The sequence below is a fragment of the Vibrio fluminensis genome, from assembly GCF_015278125.1.
GTDB lineage: Bacteria > Pseudomonadota > Gammaproteobacteria > Enterobacterales > Vibrionaceae > Vibrio > Vibrio fluminensis.
In genome coordinates, this window is sequence record NZ_JADILO010000019.1 from 1 (window position 1) to 23,081 (window position 23,081).

Annotated in this window: 19 protein-coding genes; 7 read left to right on the forward strand and 12 right to left on the reverse strand. The window is 44.7% G+C overall.

Annotated features, from left to right (window positions below; translation table 11 throughout):
• Window positions 1-176: 176 nt before the first annotated feature.
• The 4 genes from vpsR to brnQ form a co-directional block, all read right to left on the reverse strand.
• A complete protein-coding gene (gene vpsR / locus IRQ95_RS13400) occupies window positions 177-1,511 on the reverse strand; it encodes a cyclic-di-GMP-binding transcriptional regulator VpsR (RefSeq protein WP_194437406.1) in 1,335 nt (444 codons plus the stop codon).
• Window positions 1,512-1,842: 331 nt separating this feature from the next.
• Window positions 1,843-3,375 (reverse strand): lysine--tRNA ligase, encoded by a 1,533-nt coding sequence (gene lysS, locus IRQ95_RS13405; protein ID WP_194437407.1) that lies wholly within the window; start codon window positions 3,373-3,375, stop codon window positions 1,843-1,845.
• A 33-nt stretch (window positions 3,376-3,408) separates the two neighbouring features.
• A protein-coding gene (prfB, locus tag IRQ95_RS13410) for a peptide chain release factor 2 (RefSeq protein ID WP_194437408.1) occupies window positions 3,409-4,507 on the reverse strand; the annotation gives its coding sequence in 2 pieces (ribosomal slippage) (window positions 3,409-4,431 and window positions 4,433-4,507; 1,098 coding nt in all).
• A gap of 173 nt (window positions 4,508-4,680) precedes the next feature.
• The gene (gene brnQ / locus IRQ95_RS13415; protein ID WP_194437409.1) at window positions 4,681-5,994 is read right to left on the reverse strand and encodes a branched-chain amino acid transport system II carrier protein; all 1,314 of its coding nucleotides are present in this window, start codon (window positions 5,992-5,994) and stop codon (window positions 4,681-4,683) included.
• 307 nt (window positions 5,995-6,301) lie between these two features.
• Here brnQ and IRQ95_RS13420 point away from each other — a divergent pair, with 307 nt between their 5' ends.
• A complete protein-coding gene (locus tag IRQ95_RS13420; RefSeq protein WP_194437410.1) occupies window positions 6,302-7,021 on the forward strand; it encodes a tRNA1(Val) (adenine(37)-N6)-methyltransferase in 720 nt (239 codons plus the stop codon).
• A 134-nt stretch (window positions 7,022-7,155) separates the two neighbouring features.
• Window positions 7,156-8,391, forward strand: coding sequence for an ATP-dependent RNA helicase SrmB (gene srmB / locus IRQ95_RS13425; protein WP_194437411.1), 1,236 nt, complete (start codon window positions 7,156-7,158; stop codon window positions 8,389-8,391).
• A gap of 560 nt (window positions 8,392-8,951) precedes the next feature.
• Here srmB and prfC read toward each other — a convergent pair.
• The 5 genes from prfC to ubiT all read right to left on the reverse strand — a co-directional run bounded on the left by prfC (window position 8,952) and on the right by ubiT (window position 12,622).
• The gene (gene prfC, locus IRQ95_RS13430; RefSeq protein ID WP_194437412.1) at window positions 8,952-10,541 is read right to left on the reverse strand and encodes a peptide chain release factor 3; all 1,590 of its coding nucleotides are present in this window, start codon (window positions 10,539-10,541) and stop codon (window positions 8,952-8,954) included.
• Between the two features lie 105 nt (window positions 10,542-10,646).
• On the reverse strand, window positions 10,647-11,096 hold the full coding sequence (gene rimI / locus IRQ95_RS13435; RefSeq protein WP_194437413.1) for a ribosomal protein S18-alanine N-acetyltransferase: 450 nt from the start codon (window positions 11,094-11,096) through the stop codon (window positions 10,647-10,649).
• A 6-nt stretch (window positions 11,097-11,102) separates the two neighbouring features.
• Entirely contained in the window at window positions 11,103-11,510 is a 408-nt protein-coding gene (locus IRQ95_RS13440; RefSeq protein ID WP_194437414.1) for a DNA polymerase III subunit psi, read from the reverse strand.
• 97 nt (window positions 11,511-11,607) lie between these two features.
• Window positions 11,608-12,111: a GNAT family N-acetyltransferase gene (locus IRQ95_RS13445; RefSeq protein ID WP_194437415.1), complete on the reverse strand. Its 504-nt coding sequence runs from the start codon at window positions 12,109-12,111 to the stop codon at window positions 11,608-11,610.
• Entirely contained in the window at window positions 12,095-12,622 is a 528-nt protein-coding gene (gene ubiT / locus IRQ95_RS13450; protein ID WP_194437416.1) for a ubiquinone anaerobic biosynthesis accessory factor UbiT, read from the reverse strand. Before ubiT ends, IRQ95_RS13445 begins: the two co-directional genes overlap by 17 nt.
• A gap of 194 nt (window positions 12,623-12,816) precedes the next feature.
• On the opposite strand from ubiT, the gene IRQ95_RS13455 reads away from it, so the two are divergent.
• The 5 genes from IRQ95_RS13455 to IRQ95_RS13475 all read left to right on the forward strand — a co-directional run bounded on the left by IRQ95_RS13455 (window position 12,817) and on the right by IRQ95_RS13475 (window position 20,183).
• On the forward strand, window positions 12,817-14,856 hold the full coding sequence (locus IRQ95_RS13455; RefSeq protein WP_194437417.1) for a bifunctional diguanylate cyclase/phosphodiesterase: 2,040 nt from the start codon (window positions 12,817-12,819) through the stop codon (window positions 14,854-14,856).
• 131 nt (window positions 14,857-14,987) lie between these two features.
• The gene (ubiU, locus tag IRQ95_RS13460) at window positions 14,988-16,001 is read left to right on the forward strand and encodes a ubiquinone anaerobic biosynthesis protein UbiU (protein WP_075651407.1); all 1,014 of its coding nucleotides are present in this window, start codon (window positions 14,988-14,990) and stop codon (window positions 15,999-16,001) included.
• Window positions 16,002-16,019: 18 nt separating this feature from the next.
• Window positions 16,020-16,895: a U32 family peptidase gene (locus IRQ95_RS13465; protein ID WP_194437418.1), complete on the forward strand. Its 876-nt coding sequence runs from the start codon at window positions 16,020-16,022 to the stop codon at window positions 16,893-16,895.
• 281 nt (window positions 16,896-17,176) lie between these two features.
• Window positions 17,177-18,694, forward strand: coding sequence for a bifunctional metallophosphatase/5'-nucleotidase (locus tag IRQ95_RS13470; protein WP_489114237.1), 1,518 nt, complete (start codon window positions 17,177-17,179; stop codon window positions 18,692-18,694).
• A gap of 19 nt (window positions 18,695-18,713) precedes the next feature.
• Complete coding sequence (locus IRQ95_RS13475) at window positions 18,714-20,183, forward strand: hypothetical protein (protein WP_194437420.1); 1,470 nt, start codon at window positions 18,714-18,716, stop codon at window positions 20,181-20,183.
• Window positions 20,184-20,206: 23 nt separating this feature from the next.
• On the opposite strand, the gene IRQ95_RS13480 is transcribed toward IRQ95_RS13475, so the two are convergent.
• The 3 genes from IRQ95_RS13480 to nlpI form a co-directional block, all read right to left on the reverse strand.
• Window positions 20,207-21,562, reverse strand: coding sequence for an MATE family efflux transporter (locus tag IRQ95_RS13480; RefSeq protein ID WP_194437421.1), 1,356 nt, complete (start codon window positions 21,560-21,562; stop codon window positions 20,207-20,209).
• A gap of 63 nt (window positions 21,563-21,625) precedes the next feature.
• Window positions 21,626-22,039 carry a MarR family winged helix-turn-helix transcriptional regulator gene (locus IRQ95_RS13485; RefSeq protein WP_194437422.1) on the reverse strand — a complete coding sequence of 138 codons (414 nt, stop codon included), beginning with the start codon at window positions 22,037-22,039 and terminating at the stop codon, window positions 21,626-21,628.
• Between the two features lie 113 nt (window positions 22,040-22,152).
• A complete protein-coding gene (gene nlpI, locus IRQ95_RS13490) occupies window positions 22,153-23,064 on the reverse strand; it encodes a lipoprotein NlpI (RefSeq protein ID WP_194437423.1) in 912 nt (303 codons plus the stop codon).
• Window positions 23,065-23,081: the final 17 nt, after the last annotated feature.

Sequence of the window (23,081 nt, forward strand, 5' to 3'; positions counted from 1 at the left end):
TCCATCGTTACCATTTCCAGTTCGTATTGTTGCGGAGTCGGTTCTTGAAGCATATCGGAGTATCCATATTTCGATACCCCTATTAGATCAAAGGTCTAGCTCGAAAGCTAGACCTTTGTCAGCAGTCTGAAAGCCATGGTTTCAACCATGGCTTTGTTTTGATGTTCAATAAGCAATTAAACTGTGCTATCAGAGATTAAATTGTGCTTATTAAGCAGTCGGTACATTGTTGCGCGAGATACACCTAACTCTTTTGCTGCCATAGACACTTGGCCAGCATGAGACTCTAAAACCAAAAGTAAAGCATCACGCTCACTACGTTCACGGATACTCTTAAGACTACGTTTACCATCGCTGCGCTTAGGCAAATCAAGGTTTACTTCGTCTAACATCACGCTGTCTGACATCAAAACAACCCGCTTAATCTGGTTCATCAATTCACGTACGTTGCCCGGCCAATGGTAGCGTGTTAGTGCCCTTACGGCTTCTTCGGTAAAGCTACGCGCTTGAGCGTTATATTCTCGCGAGTAATCCATCAAAAAGTGACGAGCCAAGATGGCAATATCGCCGGCACGCTCTTTTAGGCTTGGGACATTAATGCGCAGTACATTGATATAATGGTAAAGCTCTTCATTAAAATCACCATCAATCAATGCTTTCTCTATATCAGCAGAGTTAGCAGCGAGGACACGCACGTCTACTTCTCTGGGTCCATCGAGAGTATCCACAGTTCCTTCTTGTAAGAAACGCAGTAAGTTAATTTGCTGAGATTTTGGTAAGGTCAAAATGTCGTTCAAAAGCAGCGTTCCGCCATCGGCTTGCTCTAACAGCGACGGTTCATCCGCTTCATCACGATTGATGCCGAATAAGTCACTCTCGATACGGCGCTCAGACAACGCTCGACAGTTAACTGACACAAACTCTTTATGTGCTCTAGCTGATGTTTTGTGCACTGCTCGTGCGACCGTCTCTTTACCGGTACCGCTTTCACCATAGATAAGGATACTGACGTCTGTCGGACCGATACGTTTGATCTGATCACGTAGACGCTTCATGGGAATAGATTCTCCTACTAATCCCATATCATTGTTGTTGCCATAATGAGGCCAGACCTTCTTCTCCAACTTAAGCATACCGAGCTGATGTCCTATCGAACTTAACAGCTGAGCATCTGGAATTGGAGCGGTGAAGAAATCAACACAAAAGTTGACGATAAATTGGCAAATCGTGTCAGAGCTTAGTTGAGACTCACGAATAAACGCCATCCAACGTACTTGCTTGTGAGAACTAACAAGGTTTGCGATACCATTAAGGCTAAATTCATCGTGACTGAGATCGACGATACCAATACATGGGCCCGTTTCTGTAAACAAAGTGTTCGCTTTACGCAAATCCGCGCATTGGGTGCAACGCCACCCCACTTGCTCAAGTACGGAGAGCCATGGTTCGTAGCTACCACCAACTACGACTAGTGATCCCGGGACAGAATCCATTCGGAATTGACTACCCATTAAGCTTCTTCCTTTTAAATTGCATAAAATTTATAGTTATATGTGCCATCCAGCACATCAATTAAGCACCTACTACACTATAAGAGCTTGCCTCAATAATCTGTCTCAAAAATAAGACTAGACTACATTCCATCAATACGACATTTTTAAATGCGATTGATACTTCATTATTTACTGCAAAAATCCCTCTATTTAGGTGAATTAGTTGCTAAGAAGCCAAATGGCATCGCTATATTGTTATAGATGCATATTCATTAACAAAAAAAAAGCGGTAAAAAAAAACCACCCGAAGGTGGTTTTGCTAGTCAAATCAAGTTTATTTAATTAAAAACTATGCTTGTGGACGCATCGCTGGGAATAGGATCACGTCACGGATTGTGTGCGTGTTAGTAAATAGCATCGCTAGACGATCGATACCAATACCTTGACCCGCTGTAGGCGGTAGACCGTGCTCTAGTGCAGTAATGTAGTCCGCATCGTAGAACATCGCTTCGTCATCACCTGCGTCTTTCGCATCAACTTGCGCTTTAAAGCGGTTGTCTTGGTCTTCTGCATCGTTAAGCTCAGAGAAGCCATTCGCTACTTCACGACCACCGATAAAGAATTCGAAACGGTCAGTAAAGAACGGGTTGTCATCGCTACGGCGAGCTAGTGGAGAGATATCCGCTGGGTAACCCGTGATGAAAGTAGGCTGGATTAGTTTTGGTTCAGCTGTTTCACCAAAGATCTCTTCAAGAAGCTGACCACAAGTCCAGAATTTCTCTACGTAGATGTCTAGAGATTTTGCGATAGACACCATTAGATCACGATCTTGAACGCCTTCTTCCGTTAGCGCTTGGATTACTTCGTGCTCTGGGTTGTAGTACTTGATAGCTTCAAGCATAGTCATACGTGCGTATTGACCACCGAATTCAACCATTTGGTCGCCGTAAGGCATTGACGTCGCACCTAGAACCTCTAGAGCCACAGTGCTTAGCATCTCTTCAGTCAGATCCATCAGATCTTTGTAGTCTGCGTAAGCCATGTAGAATTCAATCATAGTGAATTCTGGGTTGTGACGAGGAGATAGACCTTCGTTACGGAAGTTACGGTTGATTTCGAATACACGCTCAAAACCACCTACCACTAGACGCTTCAAGTATAGCTCTGGAGCAATACGTAGGAACATTTGTTGATCCAGTGCGTTGTGGTGAGTGATGAATGGACGCGCAGATGCACCGCCAGGGATCACTTGCATCATTGGAGTTTCTACTTCCATGAAGCGTTTTGATTCCATGAAGCGACGAATCGCTGATACTAGCTGAGAGCGGATCTTAAACGCGTTACGAGAATCTTCGTTCACGATTAGATCAACGTAACGTTGGCGGTAACGCATCTCTTGGTCAGTTAGACCGTGGAATTTTTCTGGTAGTGGACGAAGTGCCTTAGTTAGCAGTTCAAACTCTTCCATATTTACGTATAGGTCGCCTTTACCAGACTTGTGCAGTGCACCTTTAACACCGATGATGTCACCGATATCAAGACCGTGGTATTGGTCTTTCAGTACTTTTTGTACTTCTTTGTCTGCGTAAGCTTGGATGTTGCCAGACGTTTCTTGTAGCAACAGGAATGGACCACGCTTAGCCATTACACGACCAGCGATTGCCACTACGTGGTTCAGCTCTTCTAACTCTTCCTTCGACTTTTCACCGAACTCTTGTTGCAGGTCGCCCGCTAGTGCATCACGACGGAAGTCATTTGGGTGACCATTTGCTTTGCAGCTCTTTCGGATCGCGTCCAGTTTCGCGCGGCGCTCAGCAATTAGCTTATTCTCTTCTTGTGCAGAAGGTTCTTGTACGGTTTCGTTTTGAACAGCATCAGTCATTTTCGATGTATCCTGTTTTGGTCGGTGAAAAGCTTAAAGGCCAGATTTAAGGCTAGCTTCAATAAATTTATCTAGGTCGCCATCAAGTACCGCTTGGGTATTGCGGTTCTCAACGCCAGTACGTAGATCTTTGATACGAGAGTCATCCAGAACGTAAGAACGGATCTGGCTACCCCAACCGATGTCAGATTTGGCATCTTCATTCGCTTGCTTCTCAGCATTCTGCTTTTGCATTTCTAGTTCAAACAGTTTTGCACGTAGCTGCTTCATTGCTTGATCTTTGTTCTTATGCTGAGAACGGTCATTCTGACACTGTACCACTGTGTTAGTTGGTACGTGCGTAATACGAACCGCCGATTCTGTGGTGTTTACGTGCTGACCACCGGCACCAGAAGCGCGGTACACGTCGATACGTAGATCGGCAGGGTTAATATCGATTGCAATATTGTCATCAATTTCTGGGTAAACAAACGCAGATGAGAACGACGTATGACGACGACCACTTGAGTCAAACGGTGATTTACGTACTAAACGGTGAACACCGGTTTCTGTACGTAACCAACCATAAGCGTACTCACCAGAGATCTTAACTGTTGCGCCTTTAAGACCGGCAACTTCACCCTCAGATACCTCGATAACCTCGGTCTTGAAGCCTTTCGCTTCAGCCCAACGTAGGTACATGCGAAGTAGCATATTGGTCCAGTCTTGCGCTTCTGTACCACCCGAACCTGCTTGCAAGTCGATGTAGCAATCAGATGAGTCGTGATCCCCTGAGAACATGCGGCGGAATTCAAGCTTAGCCAGCTTGTCTTCAAGCTCCGCTAACTCTGGTTCAATTTCGTCAAACGTTTCTTGGTCTTCTTCTTCAACTGCAAGCTCTAAAAGACCTTCTACGTCTTCCACACCTTGCTCTAGTTGATTGATAGTTTCAACAACCGCTTCGAGTGATGCACGCTCTTTACCTAGTGCTTGCGCACGCTCAGGTTCGTTCCATACATCTGGTTGTTCAAGTTCTGCGTTTACTTCTTCTAGACGCTCTTGCTTAGCGTCGTAGTCAAAGATACCCCCTCAGGATTGTTGTGCGCTGAGACACATCCTGTAGACGGTTTTTAATTGGATTGATTTCAAACATGCTTGCTCAATATTTATGAGTAGAATTTAACCGAAGAATTGTACTGAAAAGTGTGACGGAGATACAGGAATTTTTTTGGCTCAAACATAGAACTCGTATATAGAAAAAATCCCCCGCCATGCTATGCATGACGAGGGATTGTTATCAGAAACTTAGCTTACTTTAAACTGAGGTTAAGCCACATCTTCGACTAACGTTGGCTGACTAGATTTGCCAATGAAGAACACACCAACGGTTGCAGCAACTGTTGGCAGCAACCAACCCATACCTACTTCAAATAGTGGTAGGAAGTTAAACGCTGATACATCAACACCCGCAACTTTAGCTGCATCAATCAGTGCAAATACCAATGACACTGAGATAACGGCACGGTAAGCGATACGTGGGTTTGGTAGTTTACTACGTAGGAACGTCAGTACCACTAGCGCGATAGCAACTGGGTATAGAGCAAATAGCACTGGAACAGACAGCGCGATTAGCTGAGCTAGACCTACGTTGGCAACAAACGCACATGCAGCGCCATTAATCACTACCCACTGTTTGTAAGAAAGTTTAGTTAGTGAGCTAAAGTAATCAGAACATGCTGAGATCAGACCGATCGCGGTAGTCAAACACGCTAGCAATACAATAATAGTCAGTACAATTTGACCGTAAGAGCCAAACAGCGCTTGCACATACTGGCTTAGGATCACACCACCGTTATCAGCACCCACAGCGAGCGTTGAACTGGTTGCACCTAGGTAGAATAGTGATACATAAACAAATGTTAGGCCGACTGCAGCAATAATACCCGCGCAAATTAGGTATTTGGTTGTCGGCTTATGCTCAGTGATGCCTTTACCACGTAGTGCGTCAACAATCAGTACACCGAACATCAGAGAACCGAACGTATCCATGGTGTTGTAACCTTCAAGGAAACCTTTTTGTAACGGATGCGTTAGGTATTCGCCTTGCGCAGCGACGATTTCACCTTGAGGGAAAAAGAATACAGCACCAGCAAGTACAATCAGACCAATAAATAGTACTGGTGTTAGCACCTTACCGATGATGTCGATCAATTTACCTTGTGACCATGCAAAGAACATCGCGATGGCAAAGAAAGCAATTGAGAAGATCGTTAAATGCATCTGCTCTGCATGAGCAAAGAATGGCTTCACCGCCATCTCATAAGCGACCAGACCAGTACGAGGCGCAGCAAATGCAGGACCGATGATGATGAAAATCAGAACGGCCATAATGGTTGCCGCTTTCACTGGCAAATCTTTGGTTAGCTTTTCCCAAGAGCCACCAGCAACAGCAATAGCAATAATGGTAACAAGAGGAAGACCTACTGCTGTTAATAAGAAACCAAACATAGCTGGTAGCACGTTCTCACCTGCAAGCTGACCTGCTAGCGGTGGGAAGATTATATTACCGGCACCCAAGAAGAAGGCGAAAAGCATGAAGCCTAACGCTGTGATATCTGTTAATTTTAACGACTGCTTCACAGAATTACCCTTGTACTGATGATTGATGTTGTGTCTGTTCAGATGAGCTAGATCACTCTCTGGACTATTTAATTTAGAACCGAATAATGACCAAATACTCAACTATTCGCAACAGCAAAGCGAAAAACACCATATAAATTTATCTCGACAACTCAAAACCAGTTGATAACACCAGTTTGAAAATTAAAAACAGAATATTAATCCAATAAAATTATTAACAATACCATCTATATATAGAGCAATGTTTTATACAATTTATATACAACAGTAAAAACCTCTGCATTTATAAAGTTTAACCGGATATTTAATGAACAAAAAAATTCATAAAACCAAAGGATTTAGCTTCAAGCAGTTCACCATCGAAGGTGGCGAATGTGGCATGCCTGTCAGTACCGACGGCGTGCTGTTGGGTGCATGGTGTAACGTTAGTACTGCTTCAACTATTTTGGATATCGGCACGGGTACTGGCTTACTGGCTCTAATGTGTGCCCAGCGCCAAAAGAACGCTATTATTTGGGCTGTCGATATTGAAGAAAGTGCAGCGGTAACCGCACAGCTGAACGTGGCGAACTCTCCTTGGGCTGAACGCATTCGTGTCGAATTAGGTGACATCAATGCCGTCACTTATCCAACGCCATTTGACGTTATCATCTGCAACCCACCCTATTTCAATAGCGGTGAACAGTCGCACACTCAACAGCGGGCTACCGCTCGACATACCGATACACTCAGTCACTTATCACTGCTCGCTCGTTGCAAAACTCTACTTTCACCACAAGGGCGTGCAAGCTTTATCCTACCGGTGGTTGAGGGCGAAGCATTTATTCAACTTGCTCAACAGCAAGGTTGGACGCTATCACGCCTATGCCGAGTCAAACCGACAGAGAGCAAAGTCGAAAATCGCCTGCTGATTGAACTTAGCCAGCAAATGTGTCAAAGCAACACTCAACACCTTACGATCCGTGGTAATCTCGGCTACAGCGCAGAATTTACAGCCTTAACTCAAGACTTTTATTTAAAGATGTAGAAATAAGGTGTGATCCTAATCACCAATACAACTATACTATGCGGTCTAATTTTTGACTTAGTCCGCTGGGACTGAGTAATTTGTCTGCCGCTTAATATTGTTAATCTCGCCGAAAGGCTTGTGGAGAACTCACTGTGATCAAAAATTTTGCAGAACTCGATTTAGATCCAAACCTGCTTAGCGCAATCGAAGAAATGGGTTTTAAGCGCCCAACTCAGGTGCAAGCTCAAGCGATCCCTCAAGCTCTTGATGGCAGAGATATCCTAGCTTCTGCACCAACTGGCACAGGCAAAACAGCCGCGTTTGTATTGCCAGCATTGCAATACCTACAAGATTTTCCACGCCGTAAGCCTGGGCCTGCGCGCGTGCTTGTTTTGACACCAACTCGTGAGCTTGCAATGCAAGTAGCCGATCAAGCTCGTGCGCTAGCAAAGAACACGAAACTAAATATCTTTACCATTACTGGTGGTGTGCAATACCAAGAGCACGCAGATATTCTCGCAACGACTCAAGATATCGTAGTGGCAACACCAGGTCGTCTAATGGAATACATTCAAGCAGAGCGTTTTGACTGCCGCGCTATCGAATGGCTGATCCTAGATGAAGCTGACCGCATGCTAGATATGGGCTTTGGCCCAACAGTAGACCGTCTATCTCAAGAATGTCGCTGGCGTAAACAAACCCTACTATTCTCTGCAACACTTGAGGGTAAAGGGGTTGAAGGCTTTACAGCAGACCTACTGAAAGATCCGGCAGAAATCGATGCTGAGCCATCTCGCAGTGAACGTAAGAAAATTACTCAGTGGTACCACCGTGCTGATAATGCAGAGCACAAACTGGCGCTATTGAAGAAAATTATTACTGAGCAAGCAGAACGCTCTATCGTGTTCTTGAAAACTCGTGAACGTCTTGCGGAATTGCGCACTGAACTAGAGAAAGCACAAATCCCTTGCGCATGGATCCAAGGCGAAATGCCACAAGATCGCCGTAACAATGCGATTGCTCGTTTCCGCGATGGCAGCGTTAACGTTCTGCTAGCGACTGACGTAGCCGCGCGTGGTATCGACTTACCAGACGTAAGCCACGTGATTAACTACGATATGCCTCGTAGCGCAGATGTTTACCTACACCGTATCGGTCGTACCGCTCGCGCAGGTAAAAAAGGTAACGCAATTTCAATTGTTGAAGCGCATGACCAACAAATGTTAGACCGCGTAGCACGCTACGTGAAAGAAGACATCAAAGAGCGCTTTATCAAAGAAATGCGTCCAACACACAAAAAACCTGTGTTTAAGAAAAAGAAAAAAGACGACAAGAAAAAGTCGGCAACTAAAGCGAAAGTGAAAAAGAAAACTTCGAAGAAGAAGTAATTGAGAACGCTGCGCTTTAACAATTGAGAGCGCTACGCTTTGAGATAATAGAGAGGCTGATGTGAAAACATCAGCCTTTTTCTTACGGAAAATGGAACACTTCGCTTACGGAAGACGGAAGACGGAAGACGGAAGACGGAAGACGGAAGACGGAAGACGGAAGACGGAAGACGGAAGACGGAAGACGGAAGACGGAAGACGGAAGACGGAAGACGGAAGACGGAAGACGGAAGACGGAAGCGCTAGCGCGATGCGTTCGCAAAAAAATACCGCCTCAAGGGCGGTATTTTTGTATCCAGCAATATTCAAAGTAGTTGGTGTTAGAACAAGGCGACAAGCTCACTCATCGCCATGAGCATCAACAGCTTCATTTAGAACATAACAATATTCTAAATAGTTGCCGTTGTGGCTAGGCAGCTAACTTTCCCACCAATCCATATTCAAAGTAGTTGGTGTTAGAGCAAGGCGACAAGTTCATTCATCGCCATGAGCATAGTCAACTATGTGATTGGTGTGAATTAACGCAGCCAACGCAGTTATCACACCAAATACGAAGAATATTAGTGTTCGCGAGTCGCGCGGAACTGAACATCCGGATGACGCTCTTGCGCTAAGTTCAAGTTCACCATCGTTGGCGCGATGTACGTTAGGTTATCACCACCATCTAGCGCTAGGTTTGCTTGGTTCTTGCGTTGGAACTCATCCAGCTTCTTACCATCGCCACACTCAACCCAACGAGCGGTTGCTACGTTTACACCTTCGTAGATGGCTTCTACGTTGTATTCTGACTTCAAGCGAGCCACAACTACGTCAAACTGTAGAACACCTACTGCACCAACGATAAGATCGTTGTTTTGTAGCGGACGGAATACCTGTACTGCACCCTCTTCAGAAAGCTGTACTAGACCTTTTAGCAGTTGCTTCTGCTTCAGTGGGTCTCTTAGGCGAATACGACGGAACAGCTCTGGTGCAAAGTTTGGAATGCCTGAGAACTTCAGTGCTTCACCTTGCGTGAAGGTATCACCAATTTGAATCGTACCGTGGTTGTGTAGACCGATAATGTCGCCTGCGTACGCGTGCTCGGCACGAGAACGATCACCCGCCATAAAGGTTACTGCATCAGAAATACTTACTTGTTTGCCAAGACGAACATGGTTCATCTTCATGCCTTGAGTGTAAGTACCCGAGACGATACGCATAAATGCGATACGGTCACGGTGTTTAGGATCCATGTTCGCTTGGATCTTGAATACGAAACCAGAGAACTTGTCTTCAGTCGCTTCAACTTCGCGCTCAACCGCTTGACGAGTTTTTGGCATTGGCGCCCACTCAGTCAAACCATCTAGCATGTGGTCAACACCAAAGTTACCCAGTGCGGTACCAAAGTAAACTGGTGTTAATTCGCCTTGTAGGAACAACTCTAGATCGAATTCAGGGCATGCACCCATCACGAGTTCAAGCTCTTCACGAACACTTGCTGCTAGGTCTGCACCGACTTTTTCATCAAGCTCAGGGTTATCAAGGCCTTTAACGATGCGCACTTCTTGGATCTCGTGACCATGACCTGATTCATACAGGATCGTTTCATCACGGTGGATGTGGTACACGCCTTTAAATTCTTTACCACAGCCGATTGGCCATGTGATTGGCGCACACATCATACCCAGTTCGTTTTCTACCTCATCCAACACTTCCATTGGATCACGAACATCACGGTCAAGTTTGTTCATAAAGGTAACGATTGGTGTGTCACGTAGACGCGTAACTTCCATCAGTTTACGAGTACGATCCTCGACACCTTTCGCCGCATCGATAACCATTAGACATGAGTCTACTGCAGTTAGAGTACGGTAAGTATCTTCCGAGAAGTCTTCGTGTCCCGGAGTATCGAGAAGGTTAACTAGGCAGTTGTTGTATGGAAACTGCATCACAGATGTAGTAACCGAGATACCACGTTCTTTTTCCATCTCCATCCAGTCAGATTTCGCATGCTGATTAGAGCCACGACCTTTAACTGTACCCGCTTTCTGGATCGCGTTTCCGAATAACAGAACTTTTTCTGTAATAGTGGTTTTACCCGCATCCGGGTGCGAGATAATTGCGAACGTTCTACGTTTAGAAACTTCGCCAATAAATGGTGTCGTTGACATGAAACTGGTCTTCTTTTCTGTCTGGATGCTTGTTTAAACTCTAAACAAACGGGATTCGATTCAATTTTGCGCGGTATTTTCGCTCATATTCCTTTGCGGGGCAAATCAGAAAAGGAATAAATAGCTCATGATAATCGCATCTTCGTTACCACTAGCGGTTGGATAGTAGTTTTTACGGCGATCCACTTCATTGAAACCTGCCGACTCGTAAAGAGAAAATGCTTTATGGTTGCTCTCACGAACTTCCAACCAAGCACTCTCGGCTTGAGCGTTTTCGCACACATCAATAAAGTGCTCTAATAGAGCCTTACCGTAACCTTTACCTTGATGTTGTGGCGCAATCGCAATGTTAAGTAGCGTTACTTCACCGACGATATTCTGCGCATAGAAATAACCAACGACTTGGTTATTCTCAAGTAATACATGATGAGAAGCCCCACGACTGTTTAAATCACGAATCATCGATTCTGCCCATGGGTGGCTATGCGCCTGCTGCTCGATTGCCCAAACATCATCAAGATGTTCAGCGGCAAGAGAAAGAAATTGTAGTGTCATAATTAATTAGGAAAAGGAACAGATTTGTTGCCACAACGCTTTGCGCTGCTCATTGTTACCATCGATTTCACTGATTAGCAGTGAATTAAGTACCTTACTTGATTGAAGCGTACTAACTTGTTCAGAGCTTGGGCAGCCAGCAAACCATATCCATTCTGTGAGCGACTCTACCTGAGCCAACTGCTGGGGATAAATATGGCGAACCTGCTCCAGAGTCAACTGCATACTTTTCAATACACGTTGCAAAAACTCTGCTTGGCTACCTTGAGGAAATACAGGTGAAACCAACAACAACTTACAATCAGACGGCAAGGTAATAGATTCAGATTGATAGCCAGACAAACGCTGTGCGTGAATCAACTGATACTGGTCGATACCCATTTCGGATAAATATGCCATTGGATCTGTTTGCATGAGTGCTGTTCTCTATAAATTGGTTGCTAATGCTATCACAAATCAACACACAACAAAAAAGGGACCGTAGCCCCTTTTCATCGTTCAATTAACCGAACTATAAATCGGTAAATTCAGCGCTATATTCTATAAGACCGCCACGTTCAGCGAACTCATCCGCCGCAATCGCTAGCACTTGAAATGCACCTGCTGGTACATCCCACTGACAACGGAAGTTGTGTTGTTCTGCGGCACTGAAACCAAAGCGTGAGTAATAAGCAGGATCGCCTAACACCACACAAGCTGGGTAACCAAAATCACGTAGCGACTCTAAGCCCTCGCGAACCATATTTTCCGCGATACCTTGCTTACGAACATCTTGGCGTACCGCTAATGGTGCTAAACCCTGCCAGTTGAGGTCTTCGCCTTCAAGCGTCACCGGGCTAAACATGGCGTGACCGACAACTTCACCCTCGTCATTACAAGCCACCAGCGACAAAGTTAATTTGCTGTTTTCTCGTAATGCCATGACTAAGTTCGCTTCCGCTTCAGTTTCAAAGGTCTCTTTGAGCAAGCGATCAATAACCAGAATATCCGCTGGCGCTTCAGTTCGTATAAGCATGTGCTACCTCTTTTTGCATTGCTGGCGATTGTACGCCTTTATGCACGAAGTCAGCCAGTTGATTAAGCAAAATTTGCACAGGTTTCGGTAGAAGTTCAAGATCAACACTATCCATCAAGTTTTTCACTTCCAATCCCAACTCTGTATCACCTTCAATGGAAAGTCGACGTTGGAAAAAAAGTGTATCAGGATCTTCTTTACGACCTGCAATTAGCACCAAGTCATTCAGGTTACCGCTAAAAGACACGTCTTCTGCTACTGGGTTATCTGCCACCACCAGCTTTTCATCTTGATAACTAATATACCAAGACAAGTTCATATCTTTGATTTCAACTTTTAACCACTTATCTTCGAGGAATTCAAAGTCACCATCCTCAAGCGCTTCTTTAAATACCAATTTAAGCCCATCAAGCAAGGCTTTTTTTTGAACAGATTGCGGCAATAAGTGGACTGGAGATCGCAAAATTGATGCTGCATTTTGAACTAATTGAGTACGAATCTTGTTAATCACGCAGGTTATCCGTTACTTTGTAAATGATGTCAGGATGATAATAGAACAAATCTTTGCGTGACCTGTTGTGCATCAATAAATAACCACATGGCTGTGACTCTTTAATCTCTTTGAGAACAAAGTTATATTAGTCCATTACCTTTAACCGCACATTCACACTTTGTTTCTATCTTTGGAGAATTGGTAACCTTTAAATGCCACCGCAACAACTTCAGCATTGGTTTCAACAAATCACGGCCAAAGGACCTTTCTTCTCGGCCATTATCGATAGCCAACACAACTATGTGATGGTTAACGACCGCTATTGCGATATATCTGGACTCGAACATGCTGAGTTAACTGGTATGTGCGATAGCGCTGTTTTAGGTCATCAGTTATACCAACAATTGAAGCCATATTATGATCTCGCATTTGAAGGGCAATACTTAGAAACTGAAATATCGTTACTCAATCTGGATATTGAAACTAGCCTAGCTTGTACTTTCTCTCCGGTGAAATACGACGATCACATTCAATACGTTGCTTTCCATGCGGTTGACACATCAGAGAAGCAATTATTAGTCCGTTCATTAGAAGAGTCTGAGAACAAGTTCAAAGTACTGACTCACTTACTTCCTGATGGCTTATTGCTAGTCGAAAACGACTGCATTATTTCTGCCAACCCAGCCGCGGCGCGCATACTCGGTTTTGATTCGGTCAATATTCTCTTAGGTGAAGAACTCACGACACTATTTATTGATGAAAACACCAAGACTGTATTCAACAATAAACTATCAATACTTCTGCACGACACACCTCTACGCTGTCTTACTGGACCACGCTGTAGTTTCGAGCGTAAAGTCCTACTGCAATCGGCAAAAACGGTCATTCTTGGCAATGAGTCGCAATTAGTCTTAATTCAAGATAACGATAAGTCACCGAAAAAAATCAATTCTTCTGTTCATGAAGATGCGCATGTCGATTCTCTCACCGGCCTCTACAACCGATTCGGTTTTACCAAACGCCTTGAGCAAATGGTAAAGAATGAGACGCCGTTGATCATGCTCTACTTAGATATTGATAATTTTAAGAACATCAACGATTCACTTGGACACCATATTGGCGACAAAGTCATTAAGGAAGTCTCGTCACGTCTTAAACGTCTATTGCCGCAACAAGCGGTGCTTGGGCATTTAGGAGGGGATGAGTTTGGTTTAATACTGCCTGAGCCTGAAAATAATCGTATGGCAGAAACCTTATCCGATCGAATTATCTCACTAATCAATCAACCTTTTGATTTGCACCACTTTAGTAAGCGCTTAGCTTGCTCTATCGGTAGCGTGAATTACCCTGGTGATGGCAACGATGCACGTATTTTGCTGCAAAATGCGGATACTGCGATGTACGAAGCCAAAGAGCGAGGCCGTAATCGCCTGATCAAATTCAATGATCAGATGAACAAAGAAGCGCGCATGCGTCTTTGGCTCGAAATTGAGCTACAAAAAGCATTGCAGCAAAATGGTCTCGAAGTATGGTATCAACCTAAAGTTAACGCTCGTGATTTTAGTATTAACGGCGCCGAGGCACTGGTTCGCTGGAAACACCCGGTAGAGGGCTACATTAGTCCCGGGGCATTTATTCCTGTCGCCGAAAAAGCCGGTCTGATTGAGAACCTTGGCCGCGTGGTGATGCGCGAAGTGTTCACCACCGTTAAGCGCTGGAAAATGCAAGGTATCCTTCCTGGTCGTGTGGCTATCAACCTTTCCCCAGAGCAATTTGGTAATCCGATGTTAATCGATTACATGGAGAAACTGCTGCGCAGTACTGAACTTGATCCAAGCTGTATCACTTTTGAATTAACCGAAAGTGCCGTAATGAGTGACAGTGAGCATACTCTGCAAATGCTTAATGCGATTAAAAAGCTTGGCTTTGCTCTTTCCATTGATGATTTTGGTACCGGCTATTCATCTCTGGCCTACTTGGCTCGATTCCCACTGGACGAACTAAAAATTGACCGCGCATTTATCAATGAAATCGATATCCTGCCAAAACAAGTGACAGTAATTGAGAACATTATTAACTTAGGTAAATCGCTCAATTTAAGCGTGGTAGCAGAAGGTGTTGAGACTCAACAACAAGCGACCCTACTCTCTAATCTCAACTGTAACTCGATTCAAGGCTTCCATTTCTATCGTCCGCAACCGAAACAAGAAGTAGAAGAATTGTTTGTGCAAAACCGTCGTCATAAGAATTAATTTAACGTTTAGCCGACTTTTTTTAACTTGCTGGTCGGCTAACTCACTTAAACCTGCCTTACATCAAATTTGCCATTCACAATCCTTCATAAAATGCGGACAATCACAGAAGTAATAGAATTTTGTAAGCAATGGAACTCCTATGCCCTGCAGGTAATTTACCTGCTTTAAAAACCGCTATTGATTGCGGTGCTGATGCGGTGTACATCGGCTTCAAAGACGATACCAACGCCCGCCACTTTGCTGGTCTGAACTTTACCGGTAAGAAACTGGATAAAGCGGTGCAGTATGTGCACGACAACAATAAAAAAATCCACGTTGCGTTAAATACTTTTGCGCACCCAGATGGTTTTGAACGTTGGACCAATGCGGTTGACCGCGCTGCTGATGTTGGCGTAGATGCCCTGATTGTAGCCGATATCGCGGTACTGGATTACGCATCACGCAAATACCCAGACCTAGAGCTTCACCTTTCAGTTCAGGCTTCTGCAACTAACGTTGCGGCGATTGATTTCTATAAGAACAACTTCAATGTTAAACGTGTGGTACTGCCGCGCGTACTATCAATCCACCAGGTAAAACAGCTGTCGCGTAATATGACCAGCGACGTTGAGTTGGAAGTGTTTGCTTTTGGTAGTCTCTGCATTATGTCTGAAGGACGCTGCTACTTATCGTCTTACATGACGGGTGAATCACCAAACACTGTTGGTGCTTGTTCGCCAGCAAAATATGTGCGCTGGCAAGAGACTCCACAAGGTCTTGAAACACGCCTGAACGATATCCTTATCGATCGCTATAGTGACGGCGAGAACACCGGCTACCCAACGCTGTGTAAGGGGCGCTTTGTGGCTGATATTGAAGGCGAAGCTAAGCGTTACCATGCACTTGAAGAACCAACCAGCCTAAACACCCTATCACTGCTGCCTGAGCTGTTCGCCGCCAATGTTGCATCGGTGAAAATTGAAGGTCGTCAACGCAGCCCTGCTTATGTCGAGCAAGTAACGCGTACTTGGCGTGCGGCGATTGATCGTTACCAAGCTAACCCAGAAGCGTATCATGTTGATGCCGCTTGGGATGCAGCACTGGCTAACGTATCCGAGGGTACCCAGACCACACTTGGTGCTTACCATCGTAAATGGCAATAAGAGTTTAGGAAGATATTGATGAAATACGCACTTGGCCCACTTCTCTACTTTTGGCCTAAGCAAGATGTAGAAAGCTTTTACCAGCAAGCGAAACACAGTTCAGCCGATATTATCTATCTTGGTGAAACTGTTTGCTCTAAGCGTCGTGAGATGAAACCTGCTCATTGGTTTGAAATTGCCAAAGACTTGGCAGACTCAGGCAAACAAGTCGTTCTGTCGACTATGGCGCTGTTAGAAGCACCAAGCGAAGTCAACGTGATGAAAAAGTACATCGACAATGGTGACTTCACGATTGAAGCCAACGATGTATCCGGTGTACAGCTCGCATTTGAGAACAAAGTACCTTTCGTGGTTGGTCCGGCGATCAACACTTACAACGCGCACACTCTAAACCTGTTTTTAAAACAAGGTATGGTGCGTTGGTGTATGCCTGTCGAGCTTTCTCGTGAATGGCTAAGTAACGTTATGACTCAGTGTGAAACTCTGGGTATTCGCGATAAATTTGAAGTAGAAGTGTTTAGCCATGGTTACCTACCATTGGCTTACTCAGCACGCTGCTTTACTGCGCGCGCAGAAAACAAAGCCAAAGACGACTGCGAAACTTGCTGTATTAAATACCCAACGGGCATTCAAGTAAGCAGCCAAGAAGGTCAGGAAGTGTTTAACCTTAACGGCATCCAAACTCAGTCTGGTTACTGCTACAACCTGATCAACGATCTCCCAAGCATGGAAGGTTTGGTTGATGTGGTTCGCTTAAGTCCACTTGGTTTAGATACCTTCTCAGAGTTGGACCGTTTCCGCGCCAATGAGCAAGGCCAAAGCCCAATAAAGATTGCTGACCGCCAATGTAATGGCTACTGGCACCGTCTCGCCGGCCTAGGAATCCAGTCTTAAGCTCGCGCTTATTTGATACAAGAACCAACCTTCGGGTTGGTTTTTTTCTATCTTTTCCTGCTTCTCAGTTCTCTTTTCTCAATTCTCGCTTTCTTTACCCACCAACAAATATGGAAACTTTACCCAACCAAAAGCAAACGATTGCTTTTTATTGTGATTTCACTCACTAATTAAGCCTTACGGGTTATTTATATTCTGCGCCATTAATCTGCTTGCAATTTCTTGGTTGAAACATGAAAACTCTAACTAAAACTCGCCTAGCCTTGTCCCTAGGCGCGCTTATGATGACTGGTTCTTTTTCCGCACAGGCTGAAGTAAAGGAAATCACTCTACTGCATACCAACGACATCGAAAGTGTCTACGAACCTGTTGATGCGTTTTGGAATCCTGATATTACCCGTATTGGTGGTATCCCTTACCTAGCTTCACTGATTAAACAAGTGCAAGCTGAAGAAGAGACCAGCTTCTTATTTGATGCCGGCGATATTTTTACCGGCTCACTGTCAAAGAAAACCCAGGGTAAACTGGCGTTCGACCTATACAGCGCGATGGGCTACGACGCGATTACTCTAGGTAACCACGAATTTGAATATGGCTGGAAAACGCTAAAAGAAACCATGCCACGTGCGGCTTATCCAGTATTGAATGCCAACATCAAATTTGAGCAAAACGATGCACCTTTCTCTCAGCCATACACCATTGTTGAACGTGATGGTGTGCGTATAGGTGTGGTTGGTGTTATGGGAATTGATGCGTTCTACAACACCATGTGGAAAGGCAATCGCAAGGGTTTGACCATCGATGATCCAATTGCTGTCACGCAGTTTTGGGTTGATAAAATCCATGACGAAGTGGATATGGTCGTAGTACTGACCCACCAAAACAAAACCGCGCCAATGCAAACCGACAAAGAAGCCGATCCTGAAGTGCAGCGCGGATTTGATGAAGACTACGCCATGGCAGGTCAGCTAAAAAATGTCGATGTCATCTTTGGTGGCCACTCCGATCATGGTCTGTGGAAACCGGTTGTACACCCTGAAACCGGTACAGTGGTTGGTTTGACTTTTGGACAAGGTAAATACCTTGGCTATACCAAATTTGAGGTTGATACAGAAACTAATTCGGTAAAATTCCTCAATGGCAAACTTATCCCTGTTGAAGCCGATAAACTCAAACGCGATAAGAAAACCGGTGAGCTTATCGATAATGCACGTAAGCAATTCCCAGAGCTAAACCAAACGATCGCCACTATCGACGATACAGCGTTCCGTCGTTACTACCGTGAATCAAATATAGGTAACTTGGTCGCAGATATGATGCGCAATGCGGCTGAAGCTGATATCGCCATGATGAGCTCAGGCAGTATCCGTGTCGACTTAAACCAAGGTGATGTCACCTTGGAAAATGTAATGAACGTGTTCCCATTTACCGATAAACTTGCCGTAGTATCAATCAGCGGAAAACAAGTAAAACAATTACTTGAGTACAGCTACACTCTGCCTTATGGTCTAGCGCAATTTTCTGGTATTGAAGCGAAATACGACAGTACTAAACCTGAAAAACAGCGCTTAATTAGCCTTAATATTAACGGTGAACCTATTGATGACAGCCGTCAATACAGCGTCGCAACCTACTCGTATGCGGCAAGTGGTGGTGATGGTTATCATGTGTTTGCAGAAGGAAAGCCACTCTCTCAAGGTGAACCGGTGATGCAAGTGTTAATTGAGCAATTTAAACAACGCAAGAACATTACTGTTCCTGATCTTGGCCGCCAAGTGGATATCAGCCGTCAAGACTAAATCATAGAGATCACTAGCCTTGTCCTTTCGCCTGAACTATAACGGTTGTAAGACATACGGTTGCCGCAATTGTGGCAACCCTAATCAAGACCTATATCAATTCTCAAAGCGACTTGGCTATCCGGCATGGCACTGCGACCTATGTGGTGCCTATCCACCTATGCTGTTAAATGAGCCAATCCTCGCGCTGGCTAAGCAACTTCAGCAGCAACAATTTCCCCTCTATCCAAGCAAGCGTTGTGATTGCGAATCACCGTCTTGGCTACGTTATGGTCACACACCGACAGGCAGTCAACGTATTCAATGTCAGTGCTGTATGCAGGTCTATACCCTACCTAACCCCACCCAACTTGCGAAAAGATTACAGCCTTGGCTAGATGCCTTGATGACAGGTATCACGCCAGAGAAATTACAGTCGCATCTCGGATTAACCAACAAAATTTTCAATCAGCATTTACAGAAACTCAGTCAGTTGCTTAACCAGTACTCTCGTTCGGTTGAGCAAAAATTATTATCACAGACGATGACTCTCAATTGGCACAGTTTTACTTATCGACAAACTTGTCGCTCGGGCTTAAGTGCAAGCACAAAACAGCATCATGCCACCCAGTTATGGACGCTTTGCACCCTTGATAGTCAAACCGGTTATGTCTATCTGATCTCCGATAACGCATGGCTCAATAACCAAGGCAATGCTAGTTCACCAGCGAATTGGCAGGCAGACGCTCAGTATCAAGCAAAGACAGAAGAGCCATCACTAAGCCATGATCCTGATGTGCTCAATCGCGCTGAGCAAACCTATCAAAAAATCTTAGCCCGTAGCCAGTTTGATCAGATTGCCTATTGCAAGCCACAACATGGACAACTGAAGCTCGATAAACACACACCCAACGCATTATTAAGACCGGTATATGCTGCCCATGCGCATATGCAAAACTTGTATCAACATCTGCCAAAACAAGTCACACTGAACTGGTTACTCGAGCATGAGAGTTTTATTCGTGGCGCCGCTATTACCTCGTTTTGCGCAAGCGTTAACTCTGGTACGACTGCACTTTACTACTATCATTATGCGCTCAATAGTCAGCAAACTGAGTCAGCCAATCAACAACGCACTTTGAGTTGGTGGAATGAAAAATGGTACAAGCTATTCGTCAATGATAAACAAGCAGCATATCAAGTGGGACTGGGGGTTCTGACCTCGCAAGCCGATAAGAGTCCGGAACAACTCAAACCATTACTGCCAAGCCAAATCAATGTAGCTGAACGCTTTTTCCAGCCGTTCAAGTTGTGGTTACCTGATAGCTACGCCAGCAAACTCAGTGCCACCCGAGTTCAGCAATGGCAAACGATATATCGCTACCTGCACAACTATTTACTGGTTCATACTCCAAGAGTAACCTCATCACTCGCATCGTCAGCGCACTCTGTCTCTTCCATGGTGGCACAGTTGAACAATGACACCATTACACATAGTAAAAAGGGATAAGTTTCCTTATCCCTTGTTGATTGTTAGTTGGCTAGAGTCATAGGCTCCGCTGGTGGCGGTGTTGGTGGCAGAATCATGCGCTTCACATCGCGCCATAGCATCCAAGCAACAACTAAGCTTAATGCCACATTCGACAATGGGTAAGCAATCCAAATACCTGGAATACCCATTAGTTTTGGCATAATGAATAAGAATGGTAATTGAATAACCATGTTACCCACCGTGACAAACATCGCTTTGCTGCCCTTATTGATTGACTGATAGTAAGCGCCCGCAACCACTAAGAAACCATCGAGGAACATAGCAAACATATGTAAACGAATACCAATCACTGCGTTGTCCATCAAACTAGCGTCACTTGAGTTAAATACCGAAACAAACTCACGCGGGAACAAGTTAAGCAGGATAACAAAAGCTAAACCGCCGAACACTGCACTGCCCATCGCCACACCAAGTAGTTTGCGAATATTATCTTGATTTCGCGCACCATGGTTATAGCTAACCAAAGGCTGCATACCATTAGCAAAGCCTTCAACAACCAAATAGTAAACCGTTACGATATAACCCAAAATCGCATACGCACCAATGAGTACCGAGCTACCATACTCTGCAAATAAACTATTGTGCAGCGCCACCATCATTGAGCCATAAGCATACATAAAGAAGCTTGAAACACCGATAGCCGCAATTTGTGGTACCTCACTGAACTGAATACGCAGATCAGCCAAGCGCAAACGCATCTTGGCTTTGCTTGAGAAGAAGTAACCGACGCCAAGAATAGTCACCACCATCTGTGCAATAGCGGTTGCTATCGCAGCGCCTTCGAGCTCCCAACCTAAGTGGGCAATGAACACATAGTCGAGGATAATATTGACTACCGCACCAACAACCATGAGTAACGTTGCTAAATTCGGGCTGTCATCATTTCGCAGCAAAAATGGCGCTGCAATAGAACCAAGTGAAAATACACAAGCGAAGATCAGAATATGTAAGTACTGCGAACCAAGTTCAAGTACCCGACCTTGTGCACCTTGCCATAGCAGAAAACTATCGGCAAACGTATATAAAACAAACGACACGATAGGCGCCAAAACAAGCAGTAGCAAAAGTCCCGTCGCAAGAGTGGCTCTGGCACCAACCTGATTGCCTTCGCCTTGCTTAATGGAGGCAAGCGCTCCGGTACCAACACCTACCAGCATACCGATACCTAGAATGGAACCAATCACGGGCCAAGCAACGTTTATCCCCGCGAGACCTTCCGCGCCCACATAACGCCCAATAAATATTCCATCTACGACCTGATAAAGGCCATTGACCAACATAGCGGCAACAGTGGGAATGGCATAACGCCAAAACTGTTTATAAATAGATACTTGCATCTTCTCACCAAGAAAGAGTGTCTTACGACACTAGTTAGCATAGCTAACTAAATGGATAAATTTTTATTTTTTAAGTGCTTTATTAAGCAATTGCACCAATTGCTGCGCTTCTTGTTCACTCAATTGAGCATTCAAATCCGTCGCAATTTGTTGGTATACCACCCGCTCAAACGACATATTCTCGATCACCCAGTCGGTTAACACCACGCGCTTAGCTCGTGCGTCTTCATTGCAAGCAATGGTACTAACCAAGTTTTTTTTCGCTAATCGAGTGACCATGTTCGAAGCTGAAGGCTTAGAGACACAGAGCTCCTGTGCTAAGTCCGTAATCCGCACACCTTGAGGGTACTGCTGGATAACTTTCAAGTAATCGAACTCATTAAAGCTCAACTGACACATAGGATCGTCATTTCCATGCTGTCGCCAAGCCTTAGAGCAAAAGCGTTCTAAGTCCATCAAACTCTCTTCTAAATGCATACTAGGATCCTATTAGTTAGCAAGGCTAACTATTTTAGTGATTTTGGAGAATCGTGCAATAAAAAACCACCCGAAGGTGGTTTAAATTCAGAATATCATCAAAGGCAGTTGCGCTATTCTTGAGAGGCTTGCTCTAGTTTCGTTTTCGCTAACTGCTCGGCTTTAACTTTATTAAAGATACGCGAGAGTTCAAGGAATGAATAACGATGCTCGACATATTCGTAAACGTTGAATGATATCGCCAGTTTATACATCGAAATTGCACTCGCAAAATCGCCTTGATATTGATAGCGCTTGCCCAAATAGAAATACGCTTCTGTTAGGCGTTGAGCTAAAACAGTGTTGTCACGAGTTCCGGCAAAAATCGCTTTAAAGGTTTGTTCTTCAGATACTTCATTCAAAGTTATCGCGACTAAGACCCACCCCCATTGATTATCACGGGCTTGGTATTGCTCGAGCAATTGCTTACGAGCTGCTTGCGGATCTTTCTCAAGCTTAATGAGATAAAGCCAGAGCGCGCGAAATGGGTCGCTAGGATCTTCAGCATAATGCGCTTCAATATCTTCTAAAGCCAGCTCAATACGATCCCCGTAGTAGAGTGCTATCGCACGGTTACGTACCGCATAAGAGTTACTTGGATCGAGATCAATCGTCGAATCAAACGCTTCATAAGCAGCATCAAACTCCCCCACTTGCGTGTAGTACACACCAAGTAAATTAAACAGGTCTGATTGAGCAGGATTAATTTGTAACGACTGCGTGTAGTCTAAACGTGCTAAATCTCGTAGGCCGACACTATCATAGTAGTTACCGCGCTCGTACAGCATCTTTGCACGTAATTCATCAGAGAGATTAGGGCGCAGGAGTAATTGAGACAAACGCGCAATCTGCACTTCTTGCTGCATACTCGCTTGTAGAGGCACTGCCATTGGTGGATAAAACCACTGTTGTTTATCCGCTGTTGAAGCACACCCTGTAGCGATCAACATGCTTAAGCCAAGCGTTACGGTTTGAAACCATTTCACGAATACGTACTCCTATT